This is a genomic window from Streptomyces composti (genome assembly GCF_012034205.1).
Taxonomy (GTDB): domain Bacteria; phylum Actinomycetota; class Actinomycetes; order Streptomycetales; family Streptomycetaceae; genus Streptomyces; species Streptomyces composti.
This window is the reverse complement of sequence record NZ_JAATEM010000055.1, coordinates 1-13,233: the sequence shown is the minus strand read 5'-3', so window position 1 is coordinate 13,233 and position 13,233 is coordinate 1. Positions and strand designations below refer to the sequence as shown.

The 13,233-nt window shown below is 72.2% G+C and carries 12 protein-coding genes and 1 pseudogene; 4 read left to right on the top strand and 9 right to left on the bottom strand.

Annotated features, from left to right (window positions below; all coding sequences use genetic code 11):
• Positions 1–115 precede the first annotated feature (115 nt).
• A complete protein-coding gene (locus tag HCJ93_RS28685) occupies positions 116–847 on the top strand; it encodes a nucleotidyltransferase family protein (RefSeq protein WP_167998751.1) in 732 nt (243 codons plus the stop codon).
• A gap of 160 nt (positions 848–1,007) precedes the next feature.
• Here HCJ93_RS28685 and HCJ93_RS28680 read toward each other — a convergent pair whose 3' ends face one another.
• From HCJ93_RS28680 to HCJ93_RS28655, 6 genes are all read right to left on the bottom strand, one after another.
• Positions 1,008–2,708, bottom strand: coding sequence for a DoxX family membrane protein (locus tag HCJ93_RS28680; RefSeq protein ID WP_240967978.1), 1,701 nt, complete (start codon positions 2,706–2,708; stop codon positions 1,008–1,010).
• A gap of 223 nt (positions 2,709–2,931) precedes the next feature.
• Entirely contained in the window at positions 2,932–3,873 is a 942-nt protein-coding gene (gene rlmB / locus HCJ93_RS28675; protein WP_167998750.1) for a 23S rRNA (guanosine(2251)-2'-O)-methyltransferase RlmB, read from the bottom strand.
• Positions 3,874–3,934: 61 nt separating this feature from the next.
• The gene (cysS, locus tag HCJ93_RS28670) at positions 3,935–5,335 is read right to left on the bottom strand and encodes a cysteine--tRNA ligase (protein ID WP_167998749.1); all 1,401 of its coding nucleotides are present in this window, start codon (positions 5,333–5,335) and stop codon (positions 3,935–3,937) included.
• 88 nt (positions 5,336–5,423) lie between these two features.
• Positions 5,424–5,918 carry a 2-C-methyl-D-erythritol 2,4-cyclodiphosphate synthase gene (gene ispF, locus HCJ93_RS28665; RefSeq protein WP_167998748.1) on the bottom strand — a complete coding sequence of 165 codons (495 nt, stop codon included), beginning with the start codon at positions 5,916–5,918 and terminating at the stop codon, positions 5,424–5,426.
• Positions 5,908–6,684, bottom strand: coding sequence for a 2-C-methyl-D-erythritol 4-phosphate cytidylyltransferase (ispD, locus tag HCJ93_RS28660; protein WP_167998747.1), 777 nt, complete (start codon positions 6,682–6,684; stop codon positions 5,908–5,910). Before ispD ends, ispF begins: the two co-directional genes overlap by 11 nt.
• Before the next feature lie 297 nt (positions 6,685–6,981).
• Complete coding sequence (locus HCJ93_RS28655; protein WP_003953493.1) at positions 6,982–7,464, bottom strand: CarD family transcriptional regulator; 483 nt, start codon at positions 7,462–7,464, stop codon at positions 6,982–6,984.
• Between the two features lie 679 nt (positions 7,465–8,143).
• Between HCJ93_RS28655 and HCJ93_RS28645 the strand changes: the two genes are divergently transcribed.
• Complete coding sequence (locus HCJ93_RS28645) at positions 8,144–8,842, top strand: copper chaperone PCu(A)C domain-containing protein (RefSeq protein ID WP_167998746.1); 699 nt, start codon at positions 8,144–8,146, stop codon at positions 8,840–8,842.
• A 181-nt stretch (positions 8,843–9,023) separates the two neighbouring features.
• On the opposite strand, the gene phoP is transcribed toward HCJ93_RS28645, so the two are convergent.
• Positions 9,024–9,698 (bottom strand): two-component system response regulator PhoP, encoded by a 675-nt coding sequence (phoP, locus tag HCJ93_RS28640; protein WP_507202957.1) that lies wholly within the window; start codon positions 9,696–9,698, stop codon positions 9,024–9,026.
• 5 nt (positions 9,699–9,703) lie between these two features.
• Positions 9,704–11,176 carry a sensor histidine kinase gene (locus HCJ93_RS28635; RefSeq protein WP_167998744.1) on the bottom strand — a complete coding sequence of 491 codons (1,473 nt, stop codon included), beginning with the start codon at positions 11,174–11,176 and terminating at the stop codon, positions 9,704–9,706.
• A 233-nt stretch (positions 11,177–11,409) separates the two neighbouring features.
• Here HCJ93_RS28635 and phoU point away from each other — a divergent pair, with 233 nt between their 5' ends.
• Positions 11,410–12,090, top strand: a complete 681-nt coding sequence (gene phoU / locus HCJ93_RS28630; protein ID WP_167998743.1) for a phosphate signaling complex protein PhoU — start codon at positions 11,410–11,412, stop codon at positions 12,088–12,090.
• A 312-nt stretch (positions 12,091–12,402) separates the two neighbouring features.
• The gene (locus HCJ93_RS28625; RefSeq protein WP_167998742.1) at positions 12,403–12,558 is read left to right on the top strand and encodes a hypothetical protein; all 156 of its coding nucleotides are present in this window, start codon (positions 12,403–12,405) and stop codon (positions 12,556–12,558) included.
• Positions 12,559–12,748: 190 nt separating this feature from the next.
• Here HCJ93_RS28625 and HCJ93_RS28620 read toward each other — a convergent pair.
• Positions 12,749–12,979, bottom strand: a pseudogene (locus tag HCJ93_RS28620) (transposase); the annotation flags it as partial.
• Between the last annotated feature and the right edge of the window lie 254 nt (positions 12,980–13,233).

Sequence of the window (13,233 nt, the reverse complement as noted above, 5' to 3'; positions counted from 1 at the left end):
ACACGGCCTTCGCCTCGGGGGTGCTCGCCGCGCACCACTGACCGGCGCTCCCGGACGCGGAGGGCGGCCCCGGCCCGGCCCCGAGCGGGCCGGGGCCGCCGCGTATTGTGCGGGCATGACCGATCCGAGTGCCGCGTCCCGCCCCACTCAGGCCGTCGTCCTCGCCGGCGGCCAGGGCTCCCGCCTGCGCCCTTACACCGACGACCGGCCCAAGCCGATGGTCGAGATCCCCGGCACGGGGACGCCGATCATCGGCCATCAGCTGTCCTGGCTGGCCGAGGAGGGCGTCACGGACGTCGTGGTCTCCTGCGGGCACCTCGCCGAGGTCCTGCAGAAGTGGCTGGAGACCACCGAACTGCCCGTCTCCGTCACCACCGTGGTGGAGACCGAGCCCCTCGGCCGCGGCGGCGGTCTGAAGTACGCCGCCGCGCATCTGCCGCACCCGGACCGCCCCTGGTACGCCACCAACGGCGACATCTGGACGCGCTTCTCGCTGCGCGACATGGCGGACTTCCACACCGAGCGGGACGCCCTCGCCACGCTCGCCCTGGCCCGGCCCCGGCTGCCCTGGGGCGCGGTGCAGACCGACGGCTTCGGTCACATCACCGACTTCATCGAGGCCCCGCCGTCGACCTTCGAGATCAACGCGGGCGTCTACGTCTTCTCCCCCGGTTTCGCCGATCTGCTCCCGGAGCGCGGCGACCACGAGCGCACCACCTTCCCGCATCTGGCCCGTGAGCGGCGGCTGGCCGGCTTCCCCATCCCGCAGGGCTCCTACTGGCGGGCCATCGACACGGCCAAGGACCTGACGGAAGCGGCGAAGGAACTGGCGGCCCAGGGCCGCTGAGCCGTCACGGCGCCCGGGCCTGCGCACCGCCCGGACAGGGGCCGAAGTCCCGGCCCAAGGGGCCTGCCGCCCCGGCGACACGCGAGTGGGGTCCCGCACGGAACGCTTCCGTGCGGGACCCCACTGGTGTGTGCCGCGTACGTCGCGCCGCGGCCGGCCGCTATCCGAGCAGGCCGCCCACGAGGCCCGGGCGGTCCTCCTCGGATCCCTCGCTGCCGCCGCTCGGGGTGCCCGTGCCGCCGCCGCCCGTGCCACCGCCGGAGGTGGGGCCGCCCGAGCCGGTGCTCGGCGCCTGGCCCGCCGGGGAGGACTGCTGCGGCGGGGCCTGACCGGCGCTGCCCTGGGTCTGGCTGGGGGCGCCGGTGACGGCACCGCCGGTGTTCCGGGGCGCCTGGGGGGTGCCGGTCCCCGCGGACGGGCTGGTCGCGCCGGAGGTGGCGCCGCCCCTGGACGGCGAGGTGGAGGCGGACGGGGTGCGCTTCTTGCGCTCGGCGGGCTCCTTCGGCAGCGGAGAGCCGGGCAGTTCGTTGCGCGGGGACTCGCCGGGTCCGGGCACGACCACCCGGTCGGCATCGCGGACGGCACCGCCGAGGATCGCTCCGGTCAGCAGGGACACCCCGCACACCAGGGCGGTGATCAGTGCGCCGCGGCGCAGCACATAGCGGCGCAGGTCCCAGATGTCGGCGCGCGGGCCGAGGCGCCGCCAGGCGCTGCCGGCCAGGCGGCCGTCGACCGAGTAGACCGGGGCGCCGGCGATGACCAGCGGGGACCAGGCGGCGAGGAAGAGGAAGTCGGTGGTGTCGTAGACGGGGCTGCTCTTCCAGCTGACGGCGACCAGCAGCCCGGCGGACAGCAGCACGCCGATGGCGGCGGCGACGCGCTGCCAGCAGCCGAGGACGGTCAGCACGCCGACGGCGATCTGCAGGAAGGCGACGCCGAGCCCGGTGCCGATGGGGTGGTGCAGGGCGAACTGGTGCAGCGGGGCGGCGATCTCCCAGGGGTGGAGGCTGTTCAGCCAGGTCACCAGGGAGCCGCGCTCGCCGTCGAAGTAGTGCGGGTCGCAGAGCTTGCCCATGCCGGCGTAGACGGCGACGAAGCCGAGGACGACCCGCAGCGGGAGCAGGACGACGCCCAGGTTCATCCGGCGGCCGGGGTAGTAGGCGTGCCGCGCCGGGTCGTCGCCGTGCCGGCGGGAGCGCCGGCCGGTGTCCTCCTCGCCGGCCTCCCGCCCGTCGTCGTAGCCGTCGTGGGCGCCGGTGTCGTAGATGTCGCGGGAGCCGGTGTCCTCGTGGCCGGGACCGGCGTAGGCGGGTTCGTCGTAGGCGCTGCCGACGCCGCGCATGGGCGGCAGCAGCGGGGCGTCCTGGGTGCGCTGGGCGCCGATGACCGGGGTCTCGAGGGTGCGTTCGGCCGGGCTCTCGTCGTAGCCGAAGCCCTCGTGGCCGGTGCCGACGCGGGGGATGACCTGGGTGGCCCCGGGGTCGGCGTGCTGCGGCTCGTCGGAGTGCCGGACGCCGCCCTGCCGCACTGCCTGGAGGAGCCGGTGGGCGCCGGTGTCGTCGGGGGCCGAGCGGCCGCTCCAGACGACGGGCCGGCGACGCGGGGCGGTCCGGCCCGGGGCGCCCATGGTGGTGACGACCGGGACACGGGCGGTGTCCTGAACGGCGCTCGCATACCGGGCGATCCGGGGCGAGGCCGCGCGCCTCGAGGAGGCGCCCAGCTGCACGCGGAAGCTGGCGTGATTGACGATGATCTGCGCCGGATCGCTCGGCACCTTCACCATGCTCAGCGCGGGAGCGTCGTCGAGTCCCGACGAGCGGTCCCCCGTGGGTGTGCGGGGTGTTCTGGTGTCCACACTCATCTAACCGAGTGACGCGGCGTTAGGACACTGCCTCGAACCGCCGGAAGTGTCCGGGCCGCGTCAAACCTGCCCGGATCTCCCGGAATCCACCATGTGGGTGATATCGACGAACACCCGTACGAGGTGTGGACGGCCCCGTTCGAGGTGTGGACGACCCCGGACGGACCAGGGAAGGGACGGGAGAAGCACGGGGAAGGACCGGGAGGAACGCGGACGCGCCCGCTCAGCCGCGGCGGCGGGCCGCCTCGTAGAGCACGATGCCTGCGGCCACACCGGCGTTGAGCGACTCGGCACCGCCCGGCATGGGGATGCGCACCCGGAAGTCGCAGGTCTCCCCGACCAGCCGGGACAGCCCCTTGCCCTCGCTGCCCACGACGATCACCACGGGTCCTTCGAGGGCGTCCAGCTCACCGAGCTCGGCCTCACCGTCCGCGGCGAGCCCGACGACCATGATCCCGGCCTTCTTGTACGCCTCCAGAGCGCGGGTCAGGTTGGTGGCACGGGCGACCGGCGTCCGGGCCGCCGTACCGGCGGAGGTCTTCCAGGCGCCGGCGGTCATCCCGGCGGCACGCCGCTCGGGCACCACGACACCGTGACCGCCGAAGGCGGACACCGAGCGCACCACGGCACCCAGGTTGCGCGGGTCGGTCACCCCGTCGAGGGCGACGATCAGCGGGTCCTCGCCCTCGTCGTGGGCGTTCGCCACCAGGTCCTCGGGGTGCGCGTACTCGTACGGCGGCACCTGCAGGACCAGGCCCTGGTGGTTCAGGCCATTGGTCATCCGGTCCAGCTCGGGGCGCGGCGCCTCCATCAGGTTGACGTTGCCGCGCTCGCCCGCGAGCTGCAGCGCCTCGCGGACCCGCTCGTCGTTGTCGATGAACTGCTGGACGTAGAGCGTGGTGGCGGGCACGCCCTCGCGCAGCGCCTCGACGACCGGGTTGCGCCCGACGACGAGTTCCGCGGCGGAGCGGCCGCCGCCGCGCCGGGCCTGGCTGCGGCCCTGGGCGCGGCGCGCCCTGGCCTGGGCGGCGCGCTGCTTGGCGTGGCCCTTGCGCATCTCGGCGGGGGGCGTGGGTCCCTTGCCTTCCAGGCCCCGGCGCCGCTTGCCGCCACTGCCGACCTGCGCGCCCTTCTTGCCGGACATGCGGCGGTTGTTCGCGGCCATGAGGTTTCCGTCTCTCGTGAAGTCGTGAAGTGAGGTGGGTGGTGTGCGGGGCGGGCGTGGCTCAGCGGGGGCCGAGGCTCCAGCGGGGACCCTGCGGGCTGTCCTCGATGACCAGGCCGGTCTGGTTCAGCTGGTCGCGGATGGCGTCCGCGGTCGGCCAGTCCTTGCGGGCCCGGGCGGCCTCCCGCTGTTCGAGGACCATGCGCACCAGCGTGTCGACCACGCCATGCAGATCCTCGCCGCGGTCGCCCCCGCCGGCCCAGTGCTCGTCGAGCGGGTCGAGCCCGAGGACGCCGAGCATGGCGCGCACCTCGGCGAGGCGGGCGACGGCCGCTTCCTTGTCGTCGGCGGCCAGCGCGCTGTTGCCCTGCCGGACCGTGGTGTGCACCACGGCCAGCGCCTGCGGCACGCCCAGGTCGTCGTCCATCGCCTCGGCGAAGGCGGGCGGCACCTGCGGGGCCGGCTCGACCGGCCCGCCGGCCAGCTCGGTGACCCGCTGCACGAAGCCCTCGATCCGCGCGAACGCGGATTCGGCCTCGCGCAGGGCCTCCTCGCTGTACTCGATCATCGACCGGTAGTGCGGGGTGCCGAGGTAGTAGCGCAGCACGATGGGCCGCCAGCGCTTGACCATCTCGGAGACCAGCACCGAGTTGCCGAGCGACTTGGACATCTTCTCGCCGCTCATGGTCACCCAGGCGTTGTGCACCCAGTACTGGGCGAACCGGTCGCCGAAGGCCTGGGCCTGCGCGATCTCGTTCTCGTGGTGCGGGAAGATCAGGTCCAGGCCGCCGCCGTGGATGTCGAAGGCGCTGCCGAGGTACTTGTGCGCCATCGCCGAGCACTCCAGGTGCCAGCCGGGACGGCCGCGTCCCCAGGGCGTCTCCCAGCTGGGCTCGCCGGGCTTGGCCGCCTTCCACATGGCGAAGTCACGGGGGTCCCGCTTGCCGGTCTCCCCCTCGCCGGAGGGCTGCAGCAGGTTCTCCAGCTCCTGGTTGGACAGCTGGAGGTAGTCCGGGAAGGAGGTGACGGCGAAGTAGACGTTGCCGTCGGCCTCGTAGGCGTGGCCGCGCTCGATCAGGCCGCGCATCATCTCGACCATCTCGGTGATGTGGCCGGTGGCGCGCGGCTCGTAGGTCGGGGGCAGGCAGCCCAGGGCACGGTAGCCCTCGGAGAAGGCCCGCTCGTTCTCGTAGCCGATGGCCCACCAGGGGCGGTTCTGCTCGGCCGACTTGGCGATGATCTTGTCGTCGATGTCGGTGACGTTGCGGATGAACGTCACCTCGTAGCCGCGGTACTCGAACCAGCGGCGCAGGATGTCGAAGTTCAGACCCGAGCGGATGTGCCCGATGTGGGGTGCCGCCTGCACGGTGGCACCGCAGAGGTAGATCGAGACACATCCCGGCTTGAGCGGGGTGAAGTCACGGATCTGCCGGGCGCGGGTGTCGTACAGGCGAATAGTCACGGCATCCAGGGTAGTGGGCCCGGAGGTGTGGGTGCGCCTCCGGCGGCCCGCGGGCCGCGCCCGGGTGCCGGGCGGCCCGCCGGTCCGCTCATCGCTCCCTGACGACCAGCGCCGTCGCCACCGCCATCAGGCCCTCGCCGCGTCCGGGGAAGCCGAGGCCGTCGGTGGTGGCGCCGGAGACCGACACGGGTGCCCCCGCCGCCTCCGAGAGGATCTTCTGCGCCTCGTCCCGCCGCTTGCCGATCCTGGGGCGGGGGCCGACGACCTGCACCGCGATGTTGCCGATGCGGAAACCGGCCTCCCGTACGAGCCGGGCGGCCTCGGTCAGCAGCGCCGTGCCGGACGCACCCGCCCACTCGGGCCGAGCGGTGCCGAAGTGCTGCCCGAGGTCGCCGAGGCCCGCCGCGGAGAACAGGGCGTTGCAGGCGGCGTGGGCGACCACGTCGGCGTCGGAGTGCCCGGCGAGCCCCGGGCCCTCGTTCTCCCACTTCAGGCCGGCGCACCACAGCTCCCGGCCCTCCTCGAAGGCGTGGATGTCGGTGCCGATGCCGACCTGGGGCAGCGGATAGGACTCAGAAGCCATCGTTGAGCCTCCTGCGCGCGAGCACCGCCTCGGCGAGGACCATGTCCAGCGGGCGGGTGACCTTGAAGGCCTCCTCGTGCCCGGGGACGGTGACCACGGTGAGGCCGAGCTGCTCGACCATGCTCGCGTCGTCGGTGGCGTTGCCGGTGACCGTCTCGTGGGCGCGCACCAGGGTCGCGCGGTCGAAGCCCTGCGGGGTCTGCACCGCGCGCAGCCGGGAGCGGTCCGGAGTGGCGAGTACCGGCTCCGGGGCGCCGGGCTCGGCCGCCGGCTCGACCTCCTTGACCGTGTCGGCGAGCGGCAGCGCGGGGACCACGGCGACGGCGCCGTCGCGCACCGCCTCGATCACGGCGTCCACCGTGTCCACCGGGACCAGCGGGCGGGCCGCGTCGTGGACGAGGACGATGTCGTAGTCCTCGGGGAGCGCCTCCAGGCCGGCCCTGACCGATTCCTGCCGGGTGTCGCCGCCGGGGACGACCAGGAAGTCGGTGCGCTCGGGCAGCGCGTGCGCGTCGAGGAGCGTCTTGACCTCGGCGGCGCCGTCGGGCGGGGCCACGACCACCACCAGGGAGACGGCACGGGAGTCGGCCATCGCGCGGATCGCGTGGACCAGCATGGGCGTGCCGCCGAGGGCGCGCAGCGCCTTGGGAGCGCCGGGCCCCAGGCGCACACCCCGGCCGGCCGCCGGGATCACGGCCGCCGTTCGGGGCGCCGGACGCGCGGGCACGGTGTTCGGCTCGGGCGCGGGGAGCGGATCGTCAGACATCGGTTCCTGTCAGGTTTGTGTGCTCGGGCTACCTGGGTATGGCCTGGGCGTAGCCTCCGCTCCGCAGCGGAGGAAGTGCCGGGCGTGACGATGTGGCCAGCCCCTTCCGTGACTCTGGTCGAGTCGGCCGCCCGGGGACGGCACACCGGATGCGGGACGTGTGAAGGACAACACATTCTCCGGGTGCGAACATGCCGCAGCGCCCGGCGACATGTGCTGTGTCATCGGGCACCGCGGCATGATGGTGCGCTATGTGCTGGTACGGGCGCGGCGCTGAGCGATCAGTTCCGCCTCGGGTCAGGAGGCGAGAACCTCGTCGAGCAGAGCCTCGGCCTTGTCCTCGTTGGTGTTCTCCGCGAGCGCGAGCTCGCTGACCAGGATCTGCCGCGCCTTGGCGAGCATGCGCTTCTCACCGGCGGACAGTCCCCGCTCACGCTCACGACGCCACAGGTCACGTACGACTTCCGCGACCTTGATGACATCGCCGGAGGCGAGCTTCTCCAGGTTTGCCTTGTAACGGCGCGACCAGTTCGTGGGCTCCTCGGCGTACGGCGCGCGCAGCACCTCGAAGACCCGGTCCAGCCCGTCCTGACCGACCACATCACGCACGCCGACGAACTCCGCATTGTCCGCTGGCACACGCACCGTCAGGTCACCCTGGGCGACCTTCAGCACCAAGTAGGTCTTGTCCACGCCTTTGATCTGGCGAGTTTCGATGGCCTCGATCAGCGCGGCCCCGTGATGGGGATAGACCACGGTGTCGCCAACCTTGAACGTCATGTGACAGGTACCCCTTCCGTGGCTATCCAGGGTAACACGGATACGCCGTCTTCTGAATGGCGTTTTCGCAGGTCAGGGCCATTCTCGGGGCTTGACAAGCGCAACATGAACGTGCTTCGCGGCCGGAGCGGAAGCAGGTATTCGCAGGTCGGAGCGCCTCTCCGGGCCAAGCGAAACGCGCACGTTACACGCATCCGGACGACCGTACGAGCGACCGAACGTCCCCAAATGTCCGGTTCTCTGCGCTCGACTTCCGCTACTCCGTTCGGAGACCCGGGGCCCGTTCCGGCGAATCCCGAATTGATCACGGAGCCCATCACCGGGCCGGCCATGGAGCCGATCACACGCGCGTGAGGAGCACCACGAGGAGACGCCGGTGATCGTCCGTGTGATCAATTCACGGAGCCTCCGGTGCATTCCCAGGAGAAAAATGCGCCCGCTATGCGCCCCGCTATGAGCCCGCCTTATACGAATGCCGGAGAGTGAGCGCGGGTGCGCTCGAATGGCGGCCCGGACCCGGGACCCGGGTGGGGCTTGTCGGGGGAACGCCCGGCCACCGGGGAGGGTCGGGTGCGAGCCCGCGGGAACGGCTCGGTAACCTAAGGCCGCTGACAGACGCTTACCGACCCTCCAGGCGGCTTTACCGTCGCCACGCTCGAGTCAAGGAGTTGCCGCCGCCGTGAGCAGCAGCCTTCGACGCGGCGCCCTCGCCGCCGCCGCCATCGCAATCTCCATCGCCTCGCTCTCCGCGTGCGCGGCCGGCAACAACGCGCAGACCCTGCAGGTCAAGCCGGACAACGCGGCGACGACCGTCGGCAACATCAAGATCCAGAACGCCACGATCATCACCCCGGCCGAGCGCGAGTCCACCGGCCCGTCCGTGGTCTCCGCCACCCTCTTCAACGAGGGCAGCACCCCCGAGACGCTGGAGTCGATCACCGTCCCGGGCACCGGCAAGACCGCGCAGCTCACCCCCGCGAAGGGCAAGAGCCTGACCATCCCGCCGGGTGGGCAGCTGATCCTGGGCGGCAAGGACAACGCCACCGCGGTGCTGCCGGCCAGCCGCGAGAGCATCCAGGACGGCAACGTCCAGAAGGTCACCTTCACCTTCAGCAGGACCGGTGACGTGAGCCTGGGCGCCTTCGTCTTCCCGGCCGATCACTTCTACAAGGAGTGGGGCCCCAGTGAGGCGCCCGCCGGTGCGGGCGCCACGGCCGAGCCGTCGGCCGGTGCCTCCGGCGAGGCCTCGAAGTCCCCGGAGGCCGGGGAGTCGGCCGGTGCCGGCGAGTCCGCCGGAGAGGCCGAGGGCGGCGAGGAGTCCGGTGCCCCGTCGGGCACCCCGTCGGACGCGGCGTCCGCCAGCCGGCAGGCCGGCTGACCGCATCGCTCGTGAGCGTCAGGGGCGGGACCCGATCGGATCGGGTCCCGCCCCTGACGTTTCACCGGCCCGGCGCTCCGGCCACGCGTCTCACCTGCCCGGGTGTCCGGGGCCGGAATGTCTCACGGGCCCGAGCCGCCGGGCCGGACGTCGTCCCACCGCCCGCGGGCCGGGCTCGGGCTCAGGGCTCGAACTTGTAGCCAAGCCCCCGGACGGTCACCAGGTAGCGCGGTGCGCCCGGGTCCGGTTCGATCTTGGCGCGCAGGCGCTTGACGTGGACGTCGAGGGTCTTGGTGTCGCCCACGTAGTCGGCGCCCCAGACCCGGTCGATCAGCTGCATCCGGGTGAGCACCCGGCCGGCGTTGCGCAGCAGCATCTCCAGCAGGTCGAACTCCTTCAGCGGCAGATCGACCTTGGTGCCGCCCACGGTCACCACGTGCCGGTCGACGTCCATGCGGACCGGGCCGGCCTCCAGCGCCGACGGGGCCGCCTCCTCGTGGCCGTCGCCGCGGCGGCGCAGCACGGCACGGATCCGGGCGACCAGCTCGCGGGAGGAGAAGGGCTTGGTGACGTAGTCGTCGGCCCCTATCTCCAGGCCGACCACCTTGTCGATCTCGCTGTCCTTGGCGGTCACCATGATCACGGGGACGTTGGAGCGGCCGCGCAGCTGGCGGCACACCTCGGTGCCCGGCAGCCCGGGCAGCATCAGGTCGAGGAGGACGAGGTCGGCGCCGTTGCGCTCGAACTCGTCGAGTCCGTCGGGCCCGGTGGTCGCGACGGCGACCTCGAAGCCCTCCTTGCGGAGCATGTACGACAGGGCGTCGGAGAAGGACTCCTCGTCCTCGACGACGAGCACTCGGGTCACGGAAGGACCTCCGGGGAGGGAAGCGTTTCGTACGCGGTTGTGTCGGACGGGACAGCTGTGTGGGGGGAAGCAGAAGAGGATGCGGGACGCGGCCGGCCGGTCTCGCCGTCGAGGCGCCCGGAGCCGTCGTGGTCGTCGTGGTGGTCTTGGTGGTCGGAACGTTCGTGGTCGCGGGAGCCCTCGAGACCGCCGGCGCCGTCGGAGGCCTCGAAGTCGTCGAAGTCCTCGGATCCGTCGCGGTCGGCCTGCCGCCGGCCGGCGCGGGCACGTACCGACCCGGCCTCCGGCAGCCGCAGCGTGAACGTCGAACCCTGGCCCTCGGCGCTCCACACCGTGACCTCCCCGCCGTGCGAGGCGGCCACATGCTTGACGATCGCGAGGCCGAGGCCCGTGCCGCCGGTGGCGCGGGAGCGGGCCGGGTCGACGCGGTAGAAGCGCTCGAAGATGCGCTCCTTGTCCTTGTCGGAGATGCCGATGCCCTGGTCGGTGACCGCGATCTCGATGAGGTCCCCGCCGGGCTGGGCGACCCTGCGGGCCGTGATGCCCACACGGGTGCGGGCGGGCGAGTAGTTGACGGCGTTCTCGACGAGGTTGCCCAGCGCGGCCGCGAGCTGCCCGCGGTGCCCCCACACCGCCAGGTCGCCGTCGCTCTCCCGGCGCCCGTCGCCGCTCTGCTCGGCCCCCTCGGGCACCCCCACGTTCGAGACCATGGTGATCTGCTTGGTGCCGGCCGCGTGCCGGCAGCGGTCGACGGCCTCGGCGACCAGCTCGTCCACCCGGACCGGCTCGGCGTCCTCCAGCGGATCGTCGTTCTGCACCCGGGAGAGGTCGATGAGCTCCTGCACCAGATTGGTGAGCCGGGTCGCCTCGATCTGCATCCGCCCGGCGAAGCGCTGCACGGCCTCCGGGTCGTCGGCGGCGTCCATGACCGCCTCGGAGAGCAGGGACAGCGCGCCGACCGGGGTCTTGAGCTCATGGCTGACGTTGGCGACGAAGTCCCGCCGCACCGCCTCGATCCGGCGGGCCTCGGTGAGGTCCTCGACCAGCAGCAGCACCAGCCTCGAACCCAGCGGGGCCACCCGTGCGGACACCGCGAGGGCCTCGCCCCGCCCGGTGCCGCGCCTCGGCAGGTCCAGTTCGACCTGCCGTATCTCGCCGTCGCGCCGGGTGTCACGGGCCATCTTCAGCATGGGCTCCACGGCGAGCCTGCCGCCCCTGACCAGTCCGAGGGCGTACGCGGCGGAGCTGGCCTTGACCACGTCGTCGGCCTCGTCGAGGACCACGGCGGAGGAGCGCAGCACGGACAGGACGGTGTCCACGCCCGGCGGCAGCACCGGGTCGGTGTGCAGGGAGCTGCGGGTGGGGCGCCTCTGCTCGCGCTCGCTGAACCGGAACGCGAGCATGGCGATGACACCGGTGAGCACCCCGGCGATCGCTGCCGCTGCGGCGACCGCCGCGTTCACGTCCATGTCTCCAGGTTAGGCGCGGTCCCGGCGGCGCCCCCAGCCGCCGGGGGCGGTACTCGAACACTCGTCGCCCAGAGTTCACCTGGGCGCCAGGGACGGTTCATCCGAGGTGACGGAAACGGACGCGTGACGCACGGACCGTGGGAGCGTGGGAAGGAGCCCCGACCCCGGCGGTGCCCCGGAAAGGCGTACCGAGAAGCCGCACGACCCCGAAGAGACCCACGAGAGGAAGCCCGATGCGGGACGCGTACCACGAGGAACTGGATTCGATCGGCGACGGTCTGGTGGAGATGGCCCGCCTGGTCGGATCGGCGATCGGGCGCGCCACGACCGCCATCCTCGACTCGGATCTGAAGCTGGCCGAGAGCGTGATCGAGGCCGACCAGAAGGTCGACGGGCTCCAGCACGACCTGGAGGCGCGGGCGATCGCCCTGCTGGCCAGGCAGCAGCCGGTCGCCACCGACCTGCGGATAGTCGTGACCTCGCTGCGCATGTCGGCCGACCTGGAGCGCTCCGGCGACCTCGCGCAGCACGTGGCGAAGCTCGCCCGGCTGCGCTACCCGGCGCACGCGGTCCCCGCCGACCTGCACGCGACGATCCTGGAGATGGGCCAGCTCGCCCAGCGGCTGATGGCCAAGGCGGCGGAGGTGATCATCACCAAGGACGTCGACCTGGCGCTCCAGCTGGAGCAGGACGACGACGCGATGGACCTGCTGCACCGCACCCTGTTCCAGCACCTGATGGACGACCGCTGGAAGCACGGCATCGAGACGGCCGTGGACGTCACCCTGCTGGGCCGCTACTACGAACGCTTCGCCGATCACGCGGTCTCGGTCGCCAAGCGGGTGGTGTACCTGGTGACCGGGGAGCACGCGGACGAGATCCAGACGGACGTGCAGCAGGAGATTCAGGCGTAGTCGCCCGGCCGGCAGGAAGGTACGGGCGCTGGGGAATCCGCGCACGCAGGAAGATCCGGGCGCAGGAAGATCCGGGCGGAGGAGATCCGGGCGCAAGGGGAACCGGCACAAGGGGAACCGGGCACAGCGAGATCCGGGCGCGGGAGATCGGAGCGCGCGGCGCCCCCGTCCGCCGGTGGCACGTCACCCGTGTCCGGTCCGCCAGGGCGTGCGGTCGGCCGGTCAGGGCGCGTGCGAGCCTCAGTGCGCCGTTGATGCGCCCGGTCGGGCGGGCTTCCAATGAGCACAGGCACCGGCGTCGAGGAGGGACCCATGTCCGAATCCCCCAGCACCACGCCCGACCCCACGCAGGACCGCGAGACCGAGCAGCCGGCCGAGATCAGGAACCTCACCCTGATCGCCGCCTGCGGCTGCGGCTCGGGCTGCGGCTGCGGTTGCCAGTCGGGCAACCCCTGCCAGTGCGGCTGACGCCGCAGGCTCGTTCCGCGGAGTCTCGTGACGCAAGGATCGTTCCGTAAGGGCTCGTTCCACGGAACCCTTCAGAACTCTTCCTGGTCTTCCTTGAGGCTCTCGCTCACCATGCCCGAAGACCCCGCGCCGGACGGCCGGGGTCCTTCGGCATGCCCTCCCAGGGCTTCCCGGGACGACGCCTCAAACCCGACTGCAGGATCCGGTCCCAGGTGCCGTCCGCAGACCAGCGGCGATGCCGTTCGTAGACGGTCTTCGACGAGCCATAGCGTTCCGGCAGATCACGCCAGGGGACACCGGTCCGGATCCGGAACAGGATCCCGTTGACCACCGTGCGGTGGTCGTTCCACCGGCCGCCCCGGCCACCCGCAGGCGGCAGATGCGGCTCCAACTCCTCGAGTGCCCCGATCAACGAACCCATCCGGCGCCGCCTCCTCCAGGCCTTCGGGGTGGGCGTGATGCTTCAAGGCCAGACTGCACATCGGCAGACTGCACTTGAACTACTGGCCGCGAGGACGAACACCCCGAGGGCTCCTTGACCTGCGGCGAAAGCCAGGAGAAACAGCGCGAGACCCATGAAGACCCACAGTGTCCACCCAGTCTGGGGCCAGCGCGCCCCCTGCACCAACTGACGTGGGCCATCGCTCTGAAGGGTCTCCGCAGCGGCGGACTAGC